Consider the following 23,682-nt stretch of genomic DNA (forward strand, 5'->3'; position numbering starts at 1 on the left):
CTGGGTGTGCGGTCTTCGGCTGCGGGTCCGTCTTGGCTGGTCGCGCAGTTCCCCGCGCCCCTTCGGGGCACGGACTTCGACAAGACTGGCCCCATGGAGTGGCGTAGTGCAGGGCTGAGCTGGGCGGACGGGGCGCCGGTGCTCGGTTGGGAGCGGGGGGACGTCAGCCCCTTGGTGGTGGGGCGGCACGTTGGGTTCCGGGCCGCCGGGCCGCGGCGGTGCGTGGGGGCGCGGGGGAATCCGTGCCCCGATGCCGCCGTGGTGGCGGGGCGGGCGACGCAGGCCCGGTGTGCGCAGTGCGCGCGGCTCGACCGGGCGCACTCGGTGGCCGCCGACACCATCGCCGACGATCCGCGGACCTACCGGGTCTATCTGGCGTGGTTCGGCCCCGGCATGGTGAAGGTCGGGATCACCCGGGAGGAGCGTGGCGCCGCGCGGCTGCTCGAACAGGGGGCCGTGGCGTTCGCCTGGCTGGGCCGGGGTCCTTTGATGGCGGCGCGGCGGGCCGAGGAGCTGCTGCGGGTCGCGCTCAAGGTGCCCGACCGGATCTCGTACGCCAGGAAGCGCGCGGTCAGGTCCGCGCTGCCCGGAGAGGCGGCGCGGCGGGGCGAGTTGGAGCGGATGCACGGCTTCGCCGTCGCGCTCGACGGGTGGCCCGAATCGCTGGAGCGGCTGTCCGCCGGGATCGTGGACCACGGGGAGGCGTTCGGGGTGGAGCGGCTCGCGGGGACCCGTGGGTACGCCGTCACGGAACTCGTCGACGGCGGGGTGGTCTCGGGGGAGCTGGTCGCCGTGGCGGGGCCCGATCTGTGTCTGGATGACGCGGGGCGGCTCGTCGTGCTCGACAGCAGGCTGCTGCGGGGGTGGCGGCTCGAAGGGGTGCGGGGCGCGACGCGTACGACGGTTCCGGTGCGGGAGGTGCCGGTCGAGCAGGGCGGGCTGTTCTGAGACGTATGCCGTACGCCGCCGAAGCTGACCGGAGGGTCAAGTCTCGCCTCCCGTACGGCAATGAAGGCGGGGAAGGGGTGGACAGTGCGGGGCGCGTGGCCGAGCCTGAGGGACATGAGTGATCTTCCGGTGTCTCCTGTCCCGCCCTTCGAACCCCCTTACTACACCGTCGTGTTCACCTCCCTGCGGACCGAGAGCGACCACGGCTACGGCGAGACCGCCGAGCACATGGAAGAGCTGGTCGCGAAGATCCCCGGCTTCCTGGGCATGGACTCCGCGCACACGCCCGGCGGCCTCGGCATCACCGTCGGGTACTTCCGCGACGAGGACGCGATCAAGGAGTGGCGCGCCGTGACGGAGCACCGTGCGGCGCAGCGGCGGGGGCGCGCGGAGTGGTACGAGACGTACTCCGTCCATGTCGCCAAGGTGGAGCGGAGCTATGGCTTTGAGCGGGGATGACTCGGCGAGCCCGGACGGCAGGGAGGCCGCAGGCGTCGTCCGCTTCTGGGAGCGGCTCGGTCTTCCCGGACTCGTCGACGTACACACGCACTTCATGCCCGAGCGGGTCCTGTCGAAGGTGTGGGAGTACTTCGACTCGGCTGGGCCGCTGGTCGGGATGACGTGGCCGGTCGTCTACCGCCAGGAGGAGGAGCAACGCATCGCGCTGCTCCGGGAGTTCGGGGTGCGGGCCTTCACGTCGATGGTCTACCCGCACAAGGCGGGCATGGCGCGGTGGCTCAACGGCTGGGCGGCCGAGTTCGCCCGCCGGACGCCCGACTGTCTGCACACGGCGACGTTCTATCCCGAGCCGGGCGTCGAGGCATATGTGCGCGAGGCCGTCGACGCCGGTGCTCGGGTCTTCAAGTCCCATGTGCAGGTGGGGGGTTACGACCCGGGCGACCCGCTGCTCGATCCTGTGTGGGGGCTGCTCGCCGATGCGGGCATTCCCGTGGTGGCGCACTGCGGTTCGGGGCCCGCGCCGGGCAAGCACACCGGGCCCGAGCCCATCGGCCGGCTGCTCGCCCGGCATCCCCGGCTGCGGCTCGTCGTGGCGCACATGGGGATGCCCGAGTACGCCGACTTCCTGACGCTCGCCGAGCGCTTCACGGAGGTCCGCCTGGACACGACCATGGTGTTCACCGACTTCACCGAGCGGCTCAGCCCCTTCCCGCGCGCAGCTGCCGCGGCTCGCGGATCTGGGGGAGCGGATCCTGCTCGGCACGGACTTCCCGAACATCCCCTACGGGTACGTCCATCAGCTCGACGCCCTCGAACCGCTCGGCCTGGGGGACGACTGGCTGCGGGCCGTCTGTCACGGGAACGGGGCACGGCTTTTCGGGCTGCCCGTCGTCTAGGGCTGCCCACCTGGCCGGGGCGCGTTTCTCAGGGAATTCACAGGTTCCGGCAAGAGGTCTCTCAGGGGCGCGGCGCAGGCTGTCGGCCATGACTACGACCTCGCCCCAGGGGCGTACCGAACTGCTCAGGCCGGACGGGAGTCCCGTACGCGTGCTCGTCGTGGACGACGAGGTGTCGCTGACCGAGCTGCTGTCCATGACCCTGCGCTACGAGGGCTGGCAGATCCGCAGCGCGGGCGACGGGGCCGGTGCGGTGCGGACCGCGCGGTCCTTCAGGCCCGACGCCGTGGTGCTCGACATGATGCTGCCCGACATGGACGGCCTCGCCGTGCTCGGCAGGCTGCGGCGCGAGCTGCCCGACGTACCGGTGCTCTTCCTGACGGCCAAGGACGCCGTCGAGGACCGTATCGCCGGGCTCACGGCGGGCGGCGACGACTATGTCACCAAGCCCTTCAGTCTCGAAGAAGTCGTGGCGCGGCTTCGCGGGCTCATCCGGCGGGCCGGGGCGAGCGGCCGGCGCAGCGAGTCCGTGCTCGCCGTCGGGGACCTCACCCTGGACGAGGACAGCCACGAGGTGACGCGGGGCGGGGACTCCATCCATCTCACGGCCACCGAGTTCGAGCTGCTGCGCTATCTGATGCGCAATCCGCGGCGCGTGCTCAGCAAGGCGCAGATCCTCGACCGGGTGTGGAGCTATGACTTCGGGGGCCAGGCCAACGTCGTCGAGCTCTACATCTCGTATCTGAGGAGGAAGATCGACGCAGGACGCGAGCCGATGATCCACACACGGCGCGGCGCCGGGTATCTGATCAAGGCCGCCCCATCGGTCGAGGGCGCGGCCGCGTCATGAAGCAGGTCTCATGACGCGGCGGCGGCAGCCGCGGTCGCTGCGGACGCGGCTCGTCGTCTCGGCGGTGGCGCTGATCGCCGTCGTCTGCGCGGTGATCGCGACGGTGACGACCGTCGCGCTGCGCTCCCATCTGTACGAGCAGCTGGACACCTCGCTCGGCACGGTCGCGATGCGCGCGTCCGGGCCGCCCGGTGACGCGGGCGCGCTGCCCGAGCGCCACCGGCTGCCGGACGACGGTGATCCGCTGCAGTTCGTCTCCAAGGGGCCCCAGGAGGTCGGCACGATCGGAGCCGTCGTCCGGGGCGACGGCTCGGTCGGCGAGGCCATCGTCAGCACCGAGCCGGACACCGACAGCGGAAGCCCCGCGCCGCAGACCGAGCGGCTCGACGCGGTCCAGTCCGGCGCGCTGGGCTCCGTGCCGCGCGACGGGAAGCCGCACAACGTCGGCATCGCCGGCCTCGGCGAGTACCGCGTCGAGTACGCGACCGGCGTCAACGGCGACTTCCTCGTCGGCATCCCCACGGCCAAGGTGCAGAACACCCTCAGTACGTTGATCATCGTCGAGGTCAGTGTCACCGCCGCGGGCCTGGTCGCGGCCTCGCTCGCCGGTGCCGCGATGGTCGGCGTCGCGCTCCGGCCGCTGCGCCGGGTCGCCGCGACCGCGACCCGGGTCTCCGAACTCCCCCTGCACACCGGCGAGGTGGCGCTGCACGAGCGCGTCCCCGACGCGGATGCGAGCACGGAGGTCGGGCAGGTGGGCGCGTCCCTCAACCGGATGCTCGACCATGTGCACTCCGCGCTGCACGCGCGCCAGGAGAGCGAGACGCGGGTGCGGCGGTTCGTCGCGGACGCCAGCCATGAGCTGCGTACGCCGCTCGCCTCGATCCGCGGCTACGCCGAACTGACCCGCCGGGGGCGGGAGACCACCGGGCCGGACACGCGGCACGCCCTCGGGCGCATCGAGTCCGAGGCCCAGCGGATGACGGGGCTCGTGGAGGACCTGCTGCTGCTCGCCCGCCTTGACGAGGGGCGGGACGGCGGGTTTCCCGGGGCCGTCGGTGCTGCCGGTGCCGCTGGTGCCGCCGGGGCCGCCGGGGCGAGACAACCGCTCACGTACGAGAGCACTGATCTCTCACCCCTGGTCGTCGACGCCGTCAGCGACGCGCGCGCCGCCGGCCTCGACCACCACTGGAGCCTCGAACTCCCCGACGATCCTGCCCTGGTGCTCGCCGACGCCGCCCGCCTCCACCAGGTCGTCGTCAACCTCCTCGCCAACGCCCGCACCCACACACCGCCGGGCACGAAGGTCACGGCCCGCGTGCTGCGGGACACCGGGCACGGCGTACGCCTTGAGGTCCAGGACGACGGTCCGGGCATCGCCCCCGCCCTCCTCCCCCACGTCTTCGAACGGTTCGCCCGCGGCGACGCCTCGCGCTCCCGCACCGCCGGTTCCACCGGACTCGGCCTCGCCCTCGTGCACGCGATCGTGGCCGCGCACGGCGGCACCGTGGCGGTGGAGAGCGTGCCGGGACGGACGGTGTTCGCGGTGACGCTGCCCGTCGCGTGCGCCGCGCACGCCGCGAACCGCGAGGTCACGGACTCACAGTCGGACCACAGGCTCACCACACGGCCCTGACAGGCCACTTGACGAATGTCGGTGGCATGCAAACCACCGACTCTTCCCCGGGCGGCGCTTGCTCGGTCACTCTGCCGGCGCGGGCGCACCTTCCCGCCGGATGGCGCGACGTGCCCGTCCTGGACATCGTGATCCCCGTCTACAACGAGGAGAAGGACCTCGGGCCGTGTGTGCGGCGCCTGCACGGCCACCTCGTCCGCACCTTCCCCTATCCCTTCCGCATCACCGTCGCGGACAACGCCTCGACGGACGCCACGCCCCAGGTGGCCGCGGGACTCGCCGCCGCAAGCCCCGAGGTCGAGTACCGACGGCTCGAACAGAAGGGCCGCGGCCGGGCGTTGCGCGCCGTCTGGTCCGCATCGGACGCCCCCGTCCTCGCCTATATGGACGTCGACCTCTCCACCGACCTCAACGCGCTGCTCCCGCTGGTGGCGCCGCTGATCTCCGGCCACTCCGACCTGGCGATCGGCTCCCGGCTCGCGCGCAGCTCACGCGTGGTGCGCGGCCCCAAGCGCGAGTTCATCTCGCGTATGTACAACCTCATCCTGCGCGGCTCGCTGCACGCCCGCTTCTCCGACGCCCAGTGCGGATTCAAGGCGATCAGGGGCGATGTGGCGGGGGTGCTGCTTCCGCTGGTCGAGGACACCGGATGGTTCTTCGACACCGAGATGCTGGTGCTCGCCGAGCGCGCGGGGCTTCGTATTCACGAGGTGCCGGTCGACTGGGTCGACGACCCGAACTCAACGGTCCACCTGGTCAAGACCGCCACGGACGACCTGAAGGGGGTGTGGCGGGTCGGGCGCGCCCTCGCGGTCGGCGCGCTGCCCCTCGACCGGCTCGCCCGCCCCTTCGGCGACGATCCGCGGGACCGGCAGCTGACCGGCGTGCCCGGCGGACTCGCCCGCCAGCTGGTCGGCTTCTGCGTGGTGGGCGCGCTCTCCACGCTCTTCTATCTCCTTCTCTACTCCGGCTTCCGTACGTTCACGGGGTCGCAGGTGGCGAACGCGCTTGCCCTGCTGGTCTCCGCGGTCGCCAACACCGCGGCCAACCGGCGGCTCACCTTCGGGGTGCGCGGCCGCGACCGCGCGATGCGCCACCAGGCACAGGGCCTGGTCGTCTTCGCCATCGGCCTCGCCCTGACCAGCGGTTCCCTGGCCGCCCTCGGCGCGGCCTCCGGCGACCCCTCTCACGCCACGGAGCTCGCGGTCCTTGTCGCGGCCAACCTCGCGGCGACGGTCCTGCGGTTCCTGCTGCTGCGGGCGTGGGTGTTCCCGGAGCGGCGCACGAACTCCGCGTACGACATGAACTCCGCCGACGAACCGAGGAACGCACGATGACGACAACTACCCAGGTGGCTACCCCACTTCACGTGGCGGAGCCGCGCGACCCCCGCTGGGCCCGCCCGGCCTTCCTCGGTCTGCTGCTCGCCACCGCCGTCCTCTACTTCTGGAACCTCAGCGCGTCCGGTTACGCCAACTCCTTCTACTCCGCGGCCGTCCAGGCGGGCAGCCAGAGCTGGAAGGCGATGTTCTTCGGCTCGCTCGACGCGGGCAACGCGATCACCGTCGACAAGCCGCCGGCCTCGCTCTGGCCGATGGCCCTTTCGGTACGCCTCTTCGGGCTCAACTCCTGGGCGGTGCTTGCCCCGCAGGTCCTGATGGGCGTCGCGACGGTCGGCGTGCTCTACGCGGCGGTGCGCCGCCGTTTCAGCCCGGTGGCCGGGCTGATCGCGGGCGCCGTGCTCGCGCTCACGCCCGTCGCCGCGCTGATGTTCCGCTTCAACAACCCGGACGCGCTGCTTGCGCTCCTGATGACCGTCACCGTGTACTGCGTGCTCCGCGCCCTGGAGCACGGCCGCACCAAGTGGCTGGTCTGGGCGGGCGTCGCGGTCGGTCTCGCCTTCCTGGCCAAGACGTTGCAGGCGTTCCTGATCCTGCCGCCGCTCGTGGTCCTCTACGCGGTGTGCGCGCCGGTCCGCCTTCGCAAGCGCTTCGGTCAACTCGCCCTCTCCGGCCTTGCGATGGTCGTCGCGGGCGGCTGGTGGGTCGCGATCGTGGAGCTGTGGCCCGCGTCGTCGCGTCCGTACATCGGAGGCTCGCAGAACAACTCCTTCCTGGAGCTGACCTTCGGCTACAACGGCCTCGGCCGCATCAACGGCGAGGAGACCGGCAGCGTCGGCGGCGGCCCCGGTGGCGGTGGCGGCGGTCAGTGGGGCGAGACCGGCATCGGCCGGATGTTCAACTCCGAGATCGGCAGCCAGATCTCGTGGCTGCTTCCCGCGGCGCTGATCCTCCTGGTCGGCGGCATCGTCCTCACCTGGAAGGCCCGCAGGACCGACACCACGCGCTCGGCGTTCGTGGCGTGGGGCGGCTCGCTGCTGATGACAGCGGCCGTCTTCAGCTTCATGGCGGGCATCTTCCACCAGTACTACACGATCGCCCTCGCCCCCTACATCGCGGCGCTGATCGGCATGGGCGCCACGGTCCTGTGGGAGGAGCGCGCCAAGTGGTGGGCGGGCGCGCTGCTCGGCGCGGCCGTCGCGGGCACGGCCTGGTGGGGGTACGTCCTGCTCGGGCGGACCCCGGACCATGTGCCGTGGCTGCGCTGGGCGGTCCTGACCGGCGGCCTCGCGGGGGCGCTCGGCCTGCTGCTCGCCGCGCGCCTCGGGCGCCAACTGGCCATCGCCGCCATCGGTTTGAGCTTCGCCGCTGCGGTCGCGGGCCCGGTCGCGTACACGCTCTCCACCGTGAACAGCGCGCACACGGGGTCGATCGTGACGGCGGGCCCGGCGTCGGCGGGCGGGATGGGCGGACCCGGCGGACCCGGCGGCGGTGGCGGCCGGCCCGGCGGTGGCGGCGGTGGCGGGATGCAGCCGCCGGGCCAGCAAGGTGGTCAGTGGGGCAACGCCATGCAGCCCCCGACGGGCGGCCAGAACGGCGGCGGCATGGGCCGGCCTCCCGGCGGCGGACTGGGTGAGCGTGGCGCCGCCGGCATGGGCGGCCTCCTGAACGGCGCCCAGGTCGGCGCCAAGGCGAAGAAGCTCCTGGAGGCGAACGCCGGGGACTACACCTGGGCGGCGGCCGCCATCGGCGCGCAGAACGCCGCGAGCTATCAGCTCGCCACCGGCGACCCGGTGATGGCGATCGGCGGCTTCAACGGCAGCGACCCGTCCCCGACGCTGGCCCAGTTCAAGCAGTACGTGGCCGACGGGAAGGTGCACTACTTCATCTCGGGCGGCCAGGGCGGCCAGGGCGGCCAGAGCGGCCAGAGCGGCCAGGGCGGAGGCGGCGGCATGGGCGGCGACAGCGGCACCGCATCGAAGATCACCTCCTGGGTGGAGGACTCCTTCGAGAAGGTCACGGTCGGCAGCGCCACGTTCTACGACCTGACGCAGCCCAGGACCTGACGCAGCCCAAGAGCTGACGGAAACCTTCTTGTACGGCGTACGGGAGATGCCTTACGGTGTACATCGCTCACCTCCCATACGCCGTACAAGAAGAAGGAGAGGGTATGACGGCAACGACGACCGCCGAGACCCCCACCACCCCCCAGGCACACCCTCAGCGTTGGCTGATCCTCGGCGTCATCTGCCTCGCCACGCTCACCGTCCTCCTGGACAACACCGTCCTGAACGTCGCGATCCCCTCCCTCACCAAGGAGCTGGACGCGTCCACGGCCGACATCCAGTGGATGATCAACGCCTACTCGCTCGTCCAGTCCGGCCTCCTGCTCACCGCGGGAAGCGCCGCCGACCGCTACGGCCGCAAGAAGATGCTCGCCGCGGGCCTCGCCCTCTTCGGCATCGGCTCGCTGGTCGCGGGTCTCGCCCAGTCCTCCACGCAGCTCATCGCCGCGCGGGCCGGGATGGGCATCGGCGGCGCGCTCCTGATGACCACCACGCTCGCCGTGATCGTGCAGATCTTCGACGACAGCGAGCGGATGAAGGCGATCGGCCTCTGGTCGACCGTCAACTCCCTCGGCTTCGCGATCGGCCCGCTGGTCGGCGGCGTCATGCTCGACCACTTCTGGTGGGGCGCGATCTTCCTGATCAACATCCCCGTCGCGGTCCTCGGCTTCGTCGCCGTCGTGAAGCTGATCCCCGAGTCCAAGAACCCGCAGGGCGACCGGCCCGACCTGCTCGGCGCGGTGTTCTCCACCATCGGCATGGCGTCGGTCGTCTACGCGATCATCTCCGGGCCCGAGCACGGCTGGACGTCGACGCAGGTGCTGGTTGCGGCCGCGGTGGGCGTCGTGGTCCTCGGCGTCTTCGTCTGGTGGGAGCTGCGCATCCCGTACCCGATGCTGGACATGCACTTCTTCCGCAACCAGCGCTTCATCGGCGCCGTCGCGGGCGCCATCCTGGTCGCCTTCGGCATGGGCGGCTCGCTCTTCCTGCTCACCCAGCACCTCCAGTTCGTCCTGGGGTACGAGCCGTTGGAGGCCGGCCTGCGGACGGCGCCGCTCGCGGTCACCGTGGTCGCGCTCAACTTCACCGGCCTCGGCGCACGGCTTCTCAAAAAGACGAGCACTCCGGTCACCATCGCCATCGGCATGACCCTGCTCTCCGCGGGGCTCGCCGCGATCGCCGTGCTCGGCGGCGACAACTACGGCGGGATGCTGACCGGGCTCATCGTGATGGGCGCGGGCATCGCGCTCGCCATGCCCGCGATGGCCAACGCCATCATGAGCGCGATACCACCGGAGAAGGCGGGCGTCGGCGCGGGCGTCAACGGCACGCTCGCGGAGTTCGGCAACGGGCTCGGCGTGGCCGTCCTCGGTGCGGTCCTCAACTCGAAGTTCGCCTCGCTGGTGGCCGTGTCCGCGGCATCGCTGCCTGCCGCGCTCGCCGCGGCCGACACGGAGGGCGAGCGGGCAAAGATCGCCGACGCGTTCTCTTCAGGCCTTGAGACCAGTCAGCTGGTGGGGGCGGTGGCCGTGTTCCTCGGAGGCGTTGTCGCCGCCGCGTTGCTGAAGCGGGCGGAAAGGGCAGACTCTGCCAAGACGGCGTCCGCTTAGCATCGAGTGCGGGCGGCGGAGTGGCTCATTCCGGCCGGTCCGCCGCCCGCTCCGGACCATCGGATATCGGTCATCGGTCATCGGTACAAGAGCTCAGGACCAGGAAGGTGCGCCATGGTGAAGGCAGCCGACCGCGCGAAGCGCCCCGCGCGGACCAGCGTCTGGCTGGAGGGCAAGGCCCCCCGGAACGGCGCGGGCCGCAGGAGTGATCAGCCGACAGGCCTGGACCGTGACCGCATCACCGAGGCCACGGTCCGCCTCCTCGACGAGGAGGGCCTCGCCAAGTTCTCCATGCGGCGCCTGGCCGCCGAGCTGAACGTCACGGCGATGTCCGTGTACTGGTACGTCGACACCAAGGACGACCTGCTCGAACTGGCCCTGGACGCGGCCGCGGGCGAGATGAACCTGCCGGACCCGGAGTCGGTCACGCCCGAGCGGTGGCGCGAGACGCTGCGCGAACTGGCGTCGGAGTACCGGAGGTTGCTGGTCCGGCACGCCTGGGTGTCACCGCTCGTCGGCAACTTCCTCAACATCGGCCCGAACTGGCTCAAGTTCGCGCTGACCGTGCAGGACGTGGTGCGCAAGACGGGTCTTCCGACGGAGAAGCAGACCGGCGCGATCGCCGCGGTCTTCCAGTTCGTGTACGGATTCGGCACCGTGCAGGGCCACTACCTCGCGCGGTGCGCCGCCGCCGGGATGACGCCCGCGGAGTACTTCAAGGAAGCCATGGGCGCGGTCAAGTCCGATCCGGGCCTTGAGGAGACCCTGCACAGCGCCTCCGAGATGATGGAGGCGCGGGGCGGGAACACGGTCGAGGAGATGTGGGAACTGGACTTCACGGTCGCCCTCGACCTCCTGGTGGCGGGCATCGAGGCACAGCTGTAGCGGGGCCCTGCGGCGGCCACCGCGCCTCGCCGCTGCCGGGCAATCGGGCGGGTGGGCGGGAAAGGTCTGTTCGGCACTCGCGGCTGCGGGGCGCGGGGCTCAGCCCTGCGGCAGTGAATCCCCCTGCACCGCCTGGACGTCCAGCTCCACCCGGAGGGTCGTGCCGATCGCCGAGATGCCCGCCTGCACCACCTGGTTGTAGTTCATCGCGAAGTCCTCGCGGCGCAGCTCCGCCGTGGCCCGGAAGGCCGCCCGCGTCCCGCCCCAGGGATCCGCCCCCGTACCGAGATAGCTGAGCTCCAGGTCGACCGGGCGTACGACGCCGTGCATGGTCAGTTCGCCGTGCACCGTCCAGCGGTCGGAGCCTGCGGGCGTGAGACCGGTCGAGCGGTAGGTGAGCTCGGGGTACTGGTCGACGTCCAGGAAGTCGGGGGACTTCAGGTGGCCGTCCCGCATGCCGTTGCCCGTGTCGATGGAGGAGGACTTGATGACCGCATCGACCCGGGACTTCTCGACGTCCTCGGAGATGTCGATCCGCCCGCCGAACTCCGTGAACCGGCCGTGCACGCTGGTGATCCCCAGGTGCTGCGCGGTCGCCCCCACGGTGGAGTGCGCGGGGTCGACGGTCCACGGCCCCGGCGGCGGCAGCTCCGTGCCGCCCTGCCGGGCGAGGACGACGTTGCCGACCTCGGCACGGCCGCTCGCGGTGACGAGCGCGGTCGAGGCCACGGGCGCGTAACCGACCGCGGTGACGATCACCGTGTACGGTCCTGCCGGCAGCGCCGTGGTGTCGCGCACCGCGCCCTCCTCGTCCGCCGCGGCCCGCAGCACCTGCGTACCCGTCATGTCGGTGAGGGTGACGACGGCGTGGGATACCGCCCAGCCGTCACGCGTCCGGATCCGCGCTGTAAGTCCCGGTCCCATCCCGTTTATCTCCTTGCGAGCTATGCGTGCTGTGCGTGCTGCGCGTGCTGTGCGAGCTTCAAAAAGTGCGGCCCCCGGCGGTGGTGACCCGGCCGTCCCCTGCCGTGTACGTCACCACCACCCGGGGCCCTTTCCACACCGGCCCGCACGCGCGCATCCGCTCGAGTACGCGCGCACGGGCCGGGGTCAATTACTCGCCGGGGTGGGCGAGTTCGATGTCGTGGCCGTCGACACCTTCCCCGGCGACGGTCAGACCCGTCGCCACCGGCGGGTAACCGGTCGCGATGACCGTGTACTCGCCGTTGTCCAGGTCGGTGAAGGCGTACGCCCCGTCCGACCCCGTGGTGGCGGTGGCGACGACGTTGCCCGCCGCGTCCACCAGCGTGACCCGCGCGTCGTTCAGCGGTCCGCCCTTGGCCCGCACGGTGCCGAGCACCTGTGAACCGGACTTCAGCTCGACCTCGACCCGGGTGACGCCGACCGCGCCGACCTCGACCGGCAGCGCCATCGGCCGGTGCCCCGCGGCGTTCACCGCGATGGTCACCTGGCCCGGCACCAGCTCGGCGAAGGTGAACTCACCCTGGTCGGTGGTGAGTCCGGTGGCCAGCACATCGCCGCGCACGTCCGTCACGATGACCATCGCGCCGCCGACCGGCAGCTTGCCGTCGGAGGCCCGCACCAGACCGGTGAGGCCGCTCGTGCCGCTCAGCAGGATGTCGTACGCGAGGGCATCGTCGGCCACGACGATCGTCGAAGCCTGCGGCTGGAAGCCGTCGGCCGACGCGATCAGTACATACGAGCCCGCGCCCGGGGCATCCACGGCATAGGACCCGTCGCCCTGCGCCACCGCACGCCCCAGCTGCCGTCCCCCGAGGGAGATCAGCGTGACGGCGGCCCGCGGCACCGGAGCGCTCTCCGCGCCCCGCACGAAGCCGCGCACCGGAGTGCCGCCGCCCGTGGTCTGCACCGGGGCGTCCCCGGCGGCGGACGAGGCGACCGCGGCGAGCCTCTGCGTGCCCTCGGGCCCCGTCTCGGTGTGCGCCGCGACGGAGGCGAGGACCGGCTGCTCGTCGGCGACCCCGGTGGCCGAAGCCTCGGACGGCTCGGACGACTCCGACGACTCGGCGGCCTGGGCGAGGGCACCCGACGTACGCAGCGGGACCTCCTTGATGAAGAGCGTGATCAGGAAGGCGATCAGGGCCATCGGCGCGGCGATGAGGAAGACATCGGCGATGCCGTGCCCGTAGGCGCTCTCCATGACCGTACGGAACGGCGCGGGCAGGGCGTCCAGGTCAGGGATGCCACCGCCACCGGTGCCGCCGTGACCCATGGCCGCAGCCTTCGGGCCGAGGTCTTCAAGCCCATCCTTCACGTAGTCGGTGATGCGCGTGGACATCACGGCGCCGAGCACCGAGACGCCCATGGCGCCACCGAGGGAACGGAAGAAGGTGACGACGGAGCTCGCGGAGCCGAGGTCCTCGGGAGCGACCTGGTTCTGCGTGGCGAGGACGAGGTTCTGCATCATCATGCCGATGCCGAGGCCCATGATCGCCATGAAGATCGCGATGTGCCAGTACTCGGTGTCGTACCGCATCGTGCCGAGAAGCCCGAGCCCCGCGGTCAGAAGCACACCGCCCGCGACCAGCCAGGCCTTCCATTTGCCGGTCTTGGTGATGATCTGTCCTGAGACCGTCGAGGAGACGAACAGACCACCGATCATCGGGATCGTCATGACGCCGGACATCGTCGGCGACTTGTCGCGCGCCAGCTGGAAGTACTGGCTGAAGAACACCGTGCCCGCGAACATCGCGACACCCACGAAGAGCGAGGCGAGCGAGGCCAGGGTGATGGTGCGGTTGCGGAAGAGCCGCAGCGGGATGATCGGCTCGCTCGCCTTGGACTCGACGAAGAGGAAGATCGCGCCGAGCACCACCGAACCGCCGACCATCGCGTACGTCTGCCAGGACAGCCAGTCGTACTTGTCACCGGCGAAGGTGACCCAGACCAGGAGCAGCGAGACTGCCGCGGAGATGAAGAAGGCGCCCGCCCAGTCGACCTTGACGTCCCGCTTCACGACGGGCAGCTTCAGGGTCTTCTGCAGCACGATCAGGGCGATGATCGCGAAGGGCACGCCGACGTAGAAGCACCAGCGCCAGCCCAGCCAGTCGGTGTCGGTGATGACACCGCCGAGCAGCGGACCGCCGACGGTCGCGACGGCGAAGGTCGCGCCGAGGTAGCCGGAGTAACGCCCGCGCTCGCGCGGGGAGATCATCGCGGCCATCACGATCTGCGCGAGGGCGGAGAGACCGCCCACGCCGATGCCCTGCACGACACGGCAGGCGATGAGCATGCCCGCGTTCTGCGAGAGCCCGGCGACCACCGATCCCAGGACATAAATGATCAGGGCTATCTGTACGAGCGCCTTCTTGCTGAAGAGGTCGGACAGCTTGCCCCACAGCGGGGTGGTCGCCGTCATCGCAAGCAGCGACGCGGTGACGACCCAGGTGTAGGCGGACTGGCCGCCGCCCAGGTCGCCGATGATTTCGGGCAGGGCGTTGGAGACGATCGTCGACGACAGGATCGCGACGAACATGCCGAGCAGCAGGCCGGACAGGGCCTCCATGATCTGGCGGTGCGTCATGGGGGCGCCGTCATCATGCGCCCCGTGCTTGGCGTGGCTGCCCCGCACACCGGATGGTGTGGTTGTTGCCATGGGCTTCCTCTTCGTTACGCGGGTGTACGGGTGGTCTCTCGGGTGGTCTCTTCAGAGGGGTGGGGGAGCCGGGCCGAAGCCGCACGGCAGTCCCCGAAGCTGTCGCGCAGTCGCGCGAGCAGCGTGCTGAGCTGGACGACCTCGTCGTCGGACCAGTCATGCAAGTAGTGGGTGAGCGTCTTGATCGACAGGTCATTCAGCTCGTCGAGCTTGGCCTTGCCCGCCGGGGTCAGGCGCAGGATCCGGGAGCGCTTGTCGGCGGGATCGGGATCCCGGTGGATCCACTCCTTCTCCGCCACATGGGCCACGTGCCTGCTGGTCACCGACATGTCCACGGCGAGCAGCTCGGCGAGCCTGCTCATCCGCATCTCGCCGTGCCGCTCGAGCAGGACGAGTACGGCTGCGGATCCGCCCGGGCAGTCGGCCGGCAGGCCACGTCCCAGGCCGCGCTTCACGGCACCGATCGCGCTGAGCTGTCGGGCCAGCTCCTCGTACTGACGCTGCGCGGCCACGGCACCTCCCATGTTGTTGCTTAGGGCAACGATAGAGACAGTTGGTTGCCGCAGGCAAACTAAAAGCGGACCAACGCCCTAAAGAGTCGGCAAAGGTCTGGGACCACCGTCGTAAAGTCCATGGTCAGAGGGGGTTGGGCCGGGAGCGGAGGATTCGCTAGGGTCCTTCTCCATGGCACACAACCCCCAGGGTCCCCAGGGCAACCCCGACCCCGCCGGCAGCACACAGATGTTCCGCGCCTTCGTGGACGAGGAGCCGCAGTCCAGCCGCCAGCAGCAGGCGGCGGCGTCGTCGGGCCCGCGGATCGGCTTGATCATCGGTGTAGTACTGGCGATCGCTGTCGTGGCAGGCGTGGCGTGGCTGGCGCTTAAGTAGGCCCCCAGGGACTAGCGCCCCTGCCGGGGCGCCCCTTTAGGGGCGCGGGGAACTGCGCGACCAGCCACAAACCACCCGCAGGTCCAGACGACCTGCTACTTCCACTTCACCCTGACGTCTTGCGTCTCGACGTGCATGCCCAAAGGCACCCGCCAGGCATCGACGCAAACAGGCCAGGTCTTCTCCACCGTCTTCCCCGCAGGGATCGGCGCAGGCAGCTTCTCGGTGGACTCAAGCGTCGCCCAGTCGACGCCAAGCGCCCCGATGACGTGCGTCTCAAAGGTGACGGTCCCCGAACGCACCGCGGATTCCCCGGTGTTGCGAAAGGCGACGGTCACCTTCTCGCACCACCGCTCATCCGCAGGCTCCAACTCGGGCTCGCCGACACTCAGCTTCGCGGGCCCCGCAGGCGGCGCACTGCTGCCGGGCGCGGACGGAGGAGCCGAAGGACTTTCCGTACGACCGGAGTTGTCACCGCCACTGTCAGGGGCCGAACCGCCGGGCGAGGCCGGAGCATCCGAACTCGCGCCGCCGTCAGACGACTTGCCGCCAGGCGAGTCGCTACCGGGCGACTCACCGACAGGACCGCCACCTGAGGAGTCACTCCCCTCCGGCGCCCGGGAGGAGTCACCATTGCCGCGGGGCGGCGCCTCACTGCCGTCCAGCGGGACCAGCTCCACGTCTCCGGTAGGTGCCACGCCAGGACCGGCCTTCGCAGGGTTCTCCGCCGCCGCACCGGTGGCGACATAGCCGTCGCCGCCCCCGCTGCCGCAGGCAACAAGCCCACCGCTCAGGCTGCCGCCCAGGCACAGTGCAGCCGCTACGTTCCGTACGCCACGTCGCATCGCGCCAGTGTGGCTGACGGTCCGTCACTTAGGAACCCCGTCAGCAACACCGGCCACCCCGCGGCGAATTGACCACCGGCGACACAGCCGGCGACTCAGTCGGCGATCAGCCCTTCCCGAAGCTGCGAGAGAGTCCGGGTGAGCAGCCGGGACACATGCATCTGCGAGATGCCGACCTCCTCGCCGATCTGCGACTGCGTCATGTTCGCGAAGAAGCGCAGCATGATGATGCGGCGCTCGCGCGGCGGCAGCTTGGCGAGCAGCGGCTTGAGGGACTCGCGGTACTCGACGCCTTCCAGGGCGCTGTCCTCGTAGCCGAGACGGTCCGCGAGGGAACCCTCGCCGCCGTCGTCCTCAGGCGCGGGCGAGTCCAGCGAGGACGCCGTGTACGCGTTCCCCACCGCCAGACCGTCGACCACGTCCTCCTCGGACACCCCGAGCGCCTTGGCGAGCTCCGGCACCGTGGGCGACCGGTCGAGCCGCTGGGCCAGCTCGTCGCTGGTCTTGGTCAGCGCGAGCCGCAGCTCCTGGAGGCGGCGCGGGACGCGCACCGACCAACTCGTGTCGCGGAAGAAGCGCTTGATCTCACCGACGACGGTCGGCATCGCGAACGTCGGGAATTCCACGCCGCGTTCGCAGTCGAAGCGGTCGATCGCCTTGATCAGACCGATCGTGCCGACCTGGACGATGTCCTCCATCGGTTCGTTGCGGCTGCGGAAGCGGGCCGCCGCGTACCGGACGAGAGGGAGGTTGAGCTCGATCAGCGTGTCGCGTACGTAGGCACGCTCCGGGCTGTCTTTGTCGAGTGCGGCGAGCCGCAGGAAAAGGGAGCGGGACAGGGTGCGGGTGTCGATGGCTCCAGAAGCCGCGGTCACGGCTTCGGCTGGAAGCGCGTCGGGCGCGGTTTCGCTCTTCGTGAGCGTGAGCACCTTCGAGCTGCCCTGGTCTGCGGACATGCCACCCCCTTGAGGTCGCGGACGGTCACGGCGGACGCTCCCGTCGGAGGAACGCAGCCTCCACCTGAATACCGGACGTGGGGCTGCGGCAAACGCGGTTCCAGCAGAATGTCACATGTCGGCAACACGCTGTAGTTACATGTCGACAAAGAAGGGTGACATCACCGCAGGAGAGAGGGGGTGCGGGGGATGTGGACGCGAAGGAGTGTCGAGAACCGCGCGAGGCGCGATCCACTCGATACGGTTACGCCTCGATCCGGTTTGCGGATCGCAGTCGCGCGAAGCTTCTGGCCAGCAGTCTTGACACATGCATCTGGGAAACGCCCAACTCTGCGCTGATCTGTGACTGTGTCAGATTGCTGTAGTAGCGAAGGAGCAGGATCCGCTGTTCGCGCTCGGGCAGTTGGACGAGGAGATGGCGGACGAGGTCGCGGTGTTCGACACCGTCGAGTGCCGGGTCCTCGTAGCCGAGCCGGTCGAGCAGACCGGGCGGGCCGTCGCCCTCCTGGGCCGCCTCCAACGACGTTGCGTGGTACGAGCGTCCGGCCTCGATGCAGGCCAGGACCTCATCCTCGGTGATCCGAAGGCGTGCGGCGATCTCCCCGGTCGTGGGCGAGCGCCCGAAGGCCGTGGTGAGATCCTCGGTCGCCCCGGTCACCTGCACCCACAGCTCGTGAAGGCGGCGCGGGACGTGGATCGTTCGTACGTTGTCGCGGAAGTACCGCTTGATCTCGCCGACCACGGTGGGCATCGCGAAGGTCGGGAACTGCACGCCGCGCTCGGGGTCGAAGCGGTCGATGGCGTTGATCAGGCCGATCGTGCCGACCTGGACGACGTCCTCCATCGGCTCGTTGCGGCTGCGGAAGCGGGCCGCCGCGTACCGCACCAGGGGCAGATTCGCCTCGATGAGGGCGCCGCGCACCCGGCCGTGCTCGGGGCTGCCCGGTACGAGCCCCTTGAGCTCGGCGAAGAGCACCTGCGTCAGGGCCCGGGTGTCGGCGCCTCGGGTGCTCGGGGTGCTCGCTTGGGGCGTCACGGGTGGTGCTTCAGGCGCAGTACTGGCCGGCACGGTCAACGCCACCCCTTCTCGGTCAAGCCCAGTCGAGCTCAGTCACGATCAGCCGACCTCGGTCAACCTATCCGTCAAAGGCGGTCATAGCATCACAAGACATGTGCACTGTGCGCAAGCACCCGATAACTACGTGTTGAGGGGCAAGTTGGGGCTTAAGACGCAGAAAAGCCCCTCACCGTTCCGGTGAGGGGCTCTTTTGGCTGACGGCTCAGAATTCGTAGTCCGCGATCACCCACGTGGCGAACTCCCGCCACAGGGCGACGCCCGCCTGATGGGCCGGGTGCTCGATGTACCGCTTCAGCGCGTCGGTGTCCTCGACCGCCGAGTTGATGGCGAAGTCGTACGCGATGGGCCGGTCGGTGATGTTCCAGTCGCACTCCCAGAAGGTCAGCTCCGGGATCTGCTCGCCGAGCGCACGGAAGGCCTTGACGCCCTCGACGACGCGCGGCTCGTCACGCTGTACACCGTCGTTGAGCTTGAAGAGGACCAGATGGCGGATCATGCGGGACTCCTGGGAAGGCGGGGACGCGCCGCTCAGTCCTTGCCGCCGTTGGCGACCCACGTCATGAAGTCGCCGATGCTCTGAGCGGCACTCGAGACCGCCTCGAAGCCTATCTGCACGTAGTCGGCGGCCTTGGCCGGGTCAGTGATGATCACGTACAGGATGAAGACGACGACCGCGAAGAGCCCGACCTTTTTCCACTGCACCGCCACGCTCTTCGGCCTCCCCTTACGCGCGCCCCGTGTGACCTCTGTGACGGGCGAGAGTCTAACCCGGCGTGTCCTCACAGGGCTTTTAAGGACCAACGGCCCCATGGCACAGGCCCTTTGCCGGACTTCGCCCGGTATCGGGGAGAGCAGGATGGGTGATGTGCCCAGCGGATCTGGCAGGAATCCGCGGGCACGGGACTGGCCCCACTGCGGGGTCACGCGCCGTCGGCTTCCCCCCGGATGACGGCGCTGACTTGAGGGTTCCAGTCCTCATCGGGGGGAGCGGCTTGTCCCCCCGATGCCGCTTCCCCCGGCCTGACTTTCACGACACGTTCATCACGAACATTCATCACGAACGACGAAGGGCCCCGTCCAGTGGACGGGGCCCTTCGTGTTGAGAGCGGTAGCGGAGGGATTTGAACCCTCGGTGAGTTTCCCCACACTCGCTTTCGAGGCGAGCTCCTTCGGCCGCTCGGACACGCTACCGAGAGGAACTCTAGCCCAAAGGTGCCCGTGGTCTGAAATCCGTTTGGCTCAGCGTGTGCGGAAGAAGCGGGTGAGCAGCCCCGCGGCCTCCTCCGCGAGGACCCCGTGGATCACCTCGGGCCGGTGGTTGAGCCTTCGATCGCGTACGACGTCCCAGAGCGAGCCCGCGGCGCCCGCCTTCTCGTCACGCGCTCCGTAGACGACCCGGTCGACGCGCGACTGCACGAGCGCGCCCGCGCACATGGTGCAGGGCTCCAGGGTCACGACGAGCGTGCAGCCGGTCAGCCGCCACTCGCCCAGCGTCTCGGCCGCCCGGCGGATGGCGAGCACCTCCGCGTGCGCCGTGGGGTCGCCGGTCGCCTCGCGTTCGTTGTGGCCCGCCGCGAGCACCGTCGTGCCGTCCGGGGACAGCACGACGGCGCCGACGGGCACGTCGCCGCCCCGGACGGCCAGTTCGGCCTCGGCCAGGGCGAGCCGCATGGGCGCCCGCCAGCGGTCGCGTACGGGGTCGGGTGTCTGGTCGGTCTGGTCGGTCTGGTCGGTCACACCGGGAACCTAGCGGACGGTCTCCAGCACCTCCGCCGCCCCGAGGATCTCGGCGATCTCGTTGAGCGCGTCACCGGCCTCCAGAGCGAGCAGCTCCTTCTCCGGTACGCCGAGGTCGATCAGGAGCTCCGTGTCGCCGAGCGGCCCCGTGGGCACGGCGTCGCCGCCGGAGCCCTCGGCGTCGTCATCGTCGCCGTCGGATCCCGCGCCGGCCTCGGACGCGGCGGGTTCGCCGTCCTCCGTGCCGTCGAGGTCGAGGGCGTCCAGGTCGACCCCCGGATCGTCGGCGCCCGGCTCACGGCCGAGCATCTCGTCGGTGAGCAGGATCTCGCCGTACGAACTGCGGGCGGCCGCGGCCGCGTCCGAGACGTAGATACGAGGGTCCTCCTCACCGTCCACGCGGACGACGCCGAACCACGCGTCTTCCTGTTCGATGAAAACGAGCACCGTGTCGTCGTCGTATTCGGCCGTGGCTTCACGGGCCAGGTCGGCCAGATCCGCCAGGGTCTCCACATCGTCGAGCTCCGTGTCGCTCGCTTCCCACCCGTCTTCGGTGCGCGCGAGCAGTGCGGCGAAGTACACCGTGACTCTCCCACTGGTCATAGACAGTGCCGGTTGACGGTTTGGGTGTCCCCCCGGCGAGTTCGGGGAGCGGGGGAGTGCTGTTCAAGCCCCGCCCACTCGGAATCGTGGCAGAAACCACGGCTTAAGGAGAGGTCTTCCGCCCGCTGTGTCCGCGTCGCGTTTCGCGGACGGCTCCCCGTTGCCTGCCTGAGAGGTGGTCGCTACCAGCGGAACGTGCGCATACGCATCTGCTGACGCATCCGTGCCGCCCGGGCGCGGCGCGGCTTCACACGGTCACGCAGTTCGCGCGCCTCGGCCAGTTCGCTGAGGAACTGGGCGCGGCGGCGCCGGCGCTCGGCCTCGGTGTCGGCGTCGAGGTCGCTCTCGTGGGCGCCGCGCGGCGCCGCGTCGGCCGCGCGCTCCGGCTCTTGCTCCGCCATAGGCCACACCACCCCAGGTCGTACGTCCACTTTCCCTCGGATGGCGGGTTTGATGCCACCGCGAGGCAGTCGGAGCGCGAGGGAGTCCGGGTGGCCCGGGGCGCGGTTACTGTTGAGGGCATGCGGATCCACGTCGTCGACCACCCGCTGGTGGCGCACAAACTCACCACGCTGCGCGACAAGCGCACCGACTCCCCGACCTTCCGGCGCCTCGCCGACGAGCTGGTCACCCTGCTCGCGTACGAGGCCACCAGGGACGTGCGCACCGAACAGGTCGACATCGAGACCCCGGTCACACCGACGACGGGCGTCAAGCTGTCCCACCCGCGCCCCTTGGTCGTGCCGATCCTGCGCGCGGGGCTCGGCATGCTGGACGGCATGGTGCGGCTGCTTCCGACCGCCGAGGTGGGCTTCCTCGGGATGATCCGCGACGAGGAGACGCTGCAGGCGTCGACGTACGCGACGCGGATGCCGGAGGACCTCTCGGGCCGCCAGGTCTATGTCCTGGACCCGATGCTGGCCACCGGCGGCACGCTCGTCGCGGCCATCCAGGAGCTGATCAAGCGCGGCGCGGACGATGTGACCGCCGTGGTGCTCCTCGCCGCGCCGGAGGGCGTCGAGGTCATGGAGCGCGAGCTCGCGGGCACGCCGGTGACGGTCGTGACGGCGTCGGTCGACGAGCGGCTCAACGAGAACGGGTACATCGTGCCGGGGCTCGGCGACGCGGGCGACCGGATGTACGGGACAGCGGAGTAGCGCTCAGCGCATCACAGCAGCGCTCAGCAGTTCTTCTTCCCGCTGGACGTCGAGGGCGTCGGCTTGGGCTTGGCGAGTACCGCCAGGGCCTTGTCGGCGTCCTCTTTCTTTGCCAGATCCTTGAACTGCGTGCCCAGGATGAGGTCGACCTCGCCGCTCTTGCGGGCGTCGGTGCGCTGCTCGGTGCCGGCGAGCTGGGTACCGAGTACGGGGATCGCGGTGTCCGTGGCGGATTTGGCGCCGAGCAGTATCCCGGTGCCCTTGACCTTCTTGTCGTACTCCTTCGTCGCGTTGCCCACCTTGCCGATGGTGAAGCCGCGCTTCTTCAGCTCGGCCGCGGTGTTCTTGGCGAGGCCGCCGCGGGGCGTGGCGTTGAAGACGTTGACCTTGATCTGGCCCGGTTTGGGCAGCGGCTTCGGCGCGGGTGCCTTGGCGGAGGGGGCCGCCTTGGGGTCGCAGCCGGCTCGCGAGCCCGCAGCGGTGGCCTTGTCGCCGCCCGTGAAGACGTCGATGAGCTGCAGGGTCCCCCAGCCGACCAGGCCGACGGCGACGACGGACGCGACGACCGCGAGCACGATCCTGCGGCGGCCGCGGGTCCGGCGCATACGCGGATATTTGGCTCCCGTGATGCGGTACTTGCCGCCCATGCCGGGGGGAGTGAGCATGCTCATGGGCGCAGCGTAGTGCGGCAACGGCGTGATGCCTACTAGATGATCATTGGCTCGTGTGCAGTCCAACCCGAAAGGGCCAATAGGGGACTGCCGCGGGCCCCGGCCCTGGGACTCAGCCCAGTTCGAGGACGCGGGCGTGCAGCACCTGGCGCTGCTGGAGCGCCGCGCGGACCGCGCGGTGCAGCCCGTCTTCCAGGTAGAGGTCGCCCTGCCACTTCACCACGTGCGCGAAGAGGTCGCCGTAGAACGTCGAGTCCTCCGCGAGGAGCGTCTCGAGGTCCAGCTGGCCCTTGGTCGTCACGAGCTGATCGAGGCGGACCGGGCGCGGTGCGACGTCCGCCCACTGCCGGGTGCTTTCCCGGCCGTGGTCGGGGTACGGCCGGCCGTTTCCGATGCGCTTGAAGATCACACGGAAAGCCTACCGGTCAAGGCTCTCCGGGCGCAGCCATGGAGACGGAGTGCGACGCCGGGAAAAGACGCAGGAAAGCGGGGCAAACCGGGAACACTCCAGCCGGGAACAGGGGCCGAAGCGAGCGACAGCCAGCCGATGCCGTCCATGACGGGGGTCACAAACCCCTCTAACGTGTCTTCGCCTGTCACGGGGGTGACGTCCGGAACGAGGGCTTCCGGCGGGGCGTCGGGTGGGGCTCTGCCTCGCCGGGGGCGGGCGGGACCGCGTCCCGCCGCTTCGCGGCGGATCTTTTCCCGCCCACCCGCCCGATCACCCTGCGGGGCAATCGGGCGGGTGGGCGGGAAAGGCCTGTTCGTGCAGGTTGGGCTGCGGGTGAGCCGGGCCGCGGTTACTTGCCGGAGGCCTTCGCCGCGGCCTTGAGCTGCTGCTTGTGGGTGCGGACCTTCTGGAGGGACTCCGGGCCCGTGATGTCCGCGACCGAGCGGTACGCGTCCGCCTCGCCGTAGGCGCCCGCCGCCTCCCGCCAGCCGGCAGGGCGTACGCCCAACTGCTTGCCCAGCAGGGCGAGGAAGATCTGCGCCTTCTGCTTCCCGAAGCCGGGGAGTTCGTTCAGGCGCTTGAGGAGGTCCTTGCCGTTCGCGGCGCCCTCCCACACGGCGGTGGCCTCACCGTCGTACTGATCCACCAGGTACTGGCACAGCTGCTGGATCCGCTTGGCCATCGACCCGGGATAGCGATGCACCGCAGGCTTGGCGGAGAGCAGCTCTGCGAACGCCTCGGGGTCGTACGCCGCGATCTCGTGCGCGTCCAGATCATCGGCACCGAGCCGCTGCGCGATCGTGTACGGGCCCGAGAACGCCCACTCCATGGGCACCTGCTGGTCGAGCAGCATGCCGACGAGCGCCGCCAGCGGACTGCGCCCGAGCAACTCGTCCGCGTCCGGCTGCTGGGCAAGGTGAAGGGTCACGTCCATGACTCGATGATCCCCCGCGGACAACGGCTCCGCAC

The 23,682-nt window shown here is 70.2% G+C and carries 24 protein-coding genes, 1 tRNA gene and 1 pseudogene; 11 read left to right on the forward strand and 15 right to left on the reverse strand.

Features of this window, described 5'->3' with window-relative positions; translation table 11 throughout:
• Positions 1-93: 93 nt before the first annotated feature.
• The 9 genes and pseudogenes from AB0G47_RS32380 (at position 94) to AB0G47_RS32420 (ending at position 10,690) form a co-directional block, all read left to right on the forward strand.
• Positions 94-948: a DUF2797 domain-containing protein gene (locus AB0G47_RS32380; protein ID WP_360777278.1), complete on the forward strand. Its 855-nt coding sequence runs from the start codon at positions 94-96 to the stop codon at positions 946-948.
• A 114-nt stretch (positions 949-1,062) separates the two neighbouring features.
• Positions 1,063-1,407 carry an antibiotic biosynthesis monooxygenase gene (locus tag AB0G47_RS32385; RefSeq protein WP_360777280.1) on the forward strand — a complete coding sequence of 115 codons (345 nt, stop codon included), beginning with the start codon at positions 1,063-1,065 and terminating at the stop codon, positions 1,405-1,407.
• A 94-nt stretch (positions 1,408-1,501) separates the two neighbouring features.
• A pseudogene (locus tag AB0G47_RS32390) lies at positions 1,502-2,303 on the forward strand (amidohydrolase family protein).
• A gap of 88 nt (positions 2,304-2,391) precedes the next feature.
• Complete coding sequence (locus AB0G47_RS32395; RefSeq protein WP_360777282.1) at positions 2,392-3,153, forward strand: response regulator transcription factor; 762 nt, start codon at positions 2,392-2,394, stop codon at positions 3,151-3,153.
• A 10-nt stretch (positions 3,154-3,163) separates the two neighbouring features.
• Entirely contained in the window at positions 3,164-4,789 is a 1,626-nt protein-coding gene (locus AB0G47_RS32400; protein ID WP_360777284.1) for a HAMP domain-containing sensor histidine kinase, read from the forward strand.
• A gap of 26 nt (positions 4,790-4,815) precedes the next feature.
• Positions 4,816-6,126, forward strand: a complete 1,311-nt coding sequence (locus AB0G47_RS32405) for a bifunctional glycosyltransferase family 2/GtrA family protein (RefSeq protein WP_360777286.1) — start codon at positions 4,816-4,818, stop codon at positions 6,124-6,126.
• On the forward strand, positions 6,123-8,195 hold the full coding sequence (locus tag AB0G47_RS32410) for a glycosyltransferase family 39 protein (protein WP_360777288.1): 2,073 nt from the start codon (positions 6,123-6,125) through the stop codon (positions 8,193-8,195). Before AB0G47_RS32405 ends, AB0G47_RS32410 begins: the two co-directional genes overlap by 4 nt.
• Before the next feature lie 104 nt (positions 8,196-8,299).
• Positions 8,300-9,805 carry an MFS transporter gene (locus AB0G47_RS32415; RefSeq protein WP_360777290.1) on the forward strand — a complete coding sequence of 502 codons (1,506 nt, stop codon included), beginning with the start codon at positions 8,300-8,302 and terminating at the stop codon, positions 9,803-9,805.
• Between the two features lie 114 nt (positions 9,806-9,919).
• The gene (locus tag AB0G47_RS32420; RefSeq protein WP_360777292.1) at positions 9,920-10,690 is read left to right on the forward strand and encodes a TetR/AcrR family transcriptional regulator; all 771 of its coding nucleotides are present in this window, start codon (positions 9,920-9,922) and stop codon (positions 10,688-10,690) included.
• Positions 10,691-10,789: 99 nt separating this feature from the next.
• Here AB0G47_RS32420 and AB0G47_RS32425 read toward each other — a convergent pair whose 3' ends face one another.
• The 3 genes from AB0G47_RS32425 to AB0G47_RS32435 form a co-directional block, all read right to left on the reverse strand.
• Positions 10,790-11,614, reverse strand: coding sequence for a YceI family protein (locus AB0G47_RS32425; RefSeq protein WP_360777294.1), 825 nt, complete (start codon positions 11,612-11,614; stop codon positions 10,790-10,792).
• Positions 11,615-11,804: 190 nt separating this feature from the next.
• Entirely contained in the window at positions 11,805-14,327 is a 2,523-nt protein-coding gene (locus tag AB0G47_RS32430; protein WP_360777296.1) for a DHA2 family efflux MFS transporter permease subunit, read from the reverse strand.
• Positions 14,328-14,341: 14 nt separating this feature from the next.
• Positions 14,342-14,839 carry a MarR family transcriptional regulator gene (locus tag AB0G47_RS32435; RefSeq protein WP_360777298.1) on the reverse strand — a complete coding sequence of 166 codons (498 nt, stop codon included), beginning with the start codon at positions 14,837-14,839 and terminating at the stop codon, positions 14,342-14,344.
• A 172-nt stretch (positions 14,840-15,011) separates the two neighbouring features.
• Here AB0G47_RS32435 and AB0G47_RS32440 point away from each other — a divergent pair, with 172 nt between their 5' ends.
• Positions 15,012-15,215 carry a hypothetical protein gene (locus tag AB0G47_RS32440; RefSeq protein WP_360777300.1) on the forward strand — a complete coding sequence of 68 codons (204 nt, stop codon included), beginning with the start codon at positions 15,012-15,014 and terminating at the stop codon, positions 15,213-15,215.
• Positions 15,216-15,310: 95 nt separating this feature from the next.
• On the opposite strand, the gene AB0G47_RS32445 is transcribed toward AB0G47_RS32440, so the two are convergent.
• From AB0G47_RS32445 to AB0G47_RS32485, 9 genes are all read right to left on the reverse strand, one after another.
• Entirely contained in the window at positions 15,311-15,553 is a 243-nt protein-coding gene (locus AB0G47_RS32445; protein WP_360777302.1) for a hypothetical protein, read from the reverse strand.
• A 602-nt stretch (positions 15,554-16,155) separates the two neighbouring features.
• Positions 16,156-17,016 (reverse strand): RNA polymerase sigma factor SigF, encoded by an 861-nt coding sequence (locus tag AB0G47_RS32450; protein WP_360777304.1) that lies wholly within the window; start codon positions 17,014-17,016, stop codon positions 16,156-16,158.
• Between the two features lie 244 nt (positions 17,017-17,260).
• A complete protein-coding gene (locus AB0G47_RS32455; RefSeq protein ID WP_360777306.1) occupies positions 17,261-18,097 on the reverse strand; it encodes an RNA polymerase sigma factor SigF in 837 nt (278 codons plus the stop codon).
• A gap of 199 nt (positions 18,098-18,296) precedes the next feature.
• Positions 18,297-18,590, reverse strand: coding sequence for a Dabb family protein (locus AB0G47_RS32460; protein WP_266864697.1), 294 nt, complete (start codon positions 18,588-18,590; stop codon positions 18,297-18,299).
• A gap of 32 nt (positions 18,591-18,622) precedes the next feature.
• Positions 18,623-18,802, reverse strand: coding sequence for a hypothetical protein (locus AB0G47_RS32465; RefSeq protein ID WP_135331551.1), 180 nt, complete (start codon positions 18,800-18,802; stop codon positions 18,623-18,625).
• 398 nt (positions 18,803-19,200) lie between these two features.
• Positions 19,201-19,285, reverse strand: a tRNA-Ser gene (locus AB0G47_RS32470).
• Positions 19,286-19,333: 48 nt separating this feature from the next.
• Positions 19,334-19,765 carry a tRNA adenosine(34) deaminase TadA gene (gene tadA / locus AB0G47_RS32475; RefSeq protein ID WP_360777459.1) on the reverse strand — a complete coding sequence of 144 codons (432 nt, stop codon included), beginning with the start codon at positions 19,763-19,765 and terminating at the stop codon, positions 19,334-19,336.
• A gap of 75 nt (positions 19,766-19,840) precedes the next feature.
• Positions 19,841-20,413: a hypothetical protein gene (locus AB0G47_RS32480; RefSeq protein WP_360777308.1), complete on the reverse strand. Its 573-nt coding sequence runs from the start codon at positions 20,411-20,413 to the stop codon at positions 19,841-19,843.
• 203 nt (positions 20,414-20,616) lie between these two features.
• Positions 20,617-20,835 carry a hypothetical protein gene (locus tag AB0G47_RS32485; protein ID WP_360777310.1) on the reverse strand — a complete coding sequence of 73 codons (219 nt, stop codon included), beginning with the start codon at positions 20,833-20,835 and terminating at the stop codon, positions 20,617-20,619.
• Positions 20,836-20,955: 120 nt separating this feature from the next.
• On the opposite strand from AB0G47_RS32485, the gene upp reads away from it, so the two are divergent.
• On the forward strand, positions 20,956-21,591 hold the full coding sequence (gene upp / locus AB0G47_RS32490) for a uracil phosphoribosyltransferase (RefSeq protein ID WP_160505979.1): 636 nt from the start codon (positions 20,956-20,958) through the stop codon (positions 21,589-21,591).
• 23 nt (positions 21,592-21,614) lie between these two features.
• Here upp and AB0G47_RS32495 read toward each other — a convergent pair whose 3' ends face one another.
• The 3 genes from AB0G47_RS32495 to AB0G47_RS32505 form a co-directional block, all read right to left on the reverse strand.
• Positions 21,615-22,262, reverse strand: a complete 648-nt coding sequence (locus AB0G47_RS32495; RefSeq protein ID WP_360777312.1) for a LytR C-terminal domain-containing protein — start codon at positions 22,260-22,262, stop codon at positions 21,615-21,617.
• Between the two features lie 112 nt (positions 22,263-22,374).
• Complete coding sequence (locus AB0G47_RS32500; RefSeq protein WP_003955420.1) at positions 22,375-22,671, reverse strand: type II toxin-antitoxin system VapB family antitoxin; 297 nt, start codon at positions 22,669-22,671, stop codon at positions 22,375-22,377.
• A gap of 391 nt (positions 22,672-23,062) precedes the next feature.
• Positions 23,063-23,647, reverse strand: a complete 585-nt coding sequence (locus AB0G47_RS32505; RefSeq protein WP_360777315.1) for an HhH-GPD-type base excision DNA repair protein — start codon at positions 23,645-23,647, stop codon at positions 23,063-23,065.
• Positions 23,648-23,682 lie beyond the last annotated feature (35 nt).

Origin of the sequence: Streptomyces sp. NPDC021622 (assembly GCF_040640795.1) — a bacterium.
Taxonomy (GTDB): Bacteria; Actinomycetota; Actinomycetes; order Streptomycetales; family Streptomycetaceae; genus Streptomyces.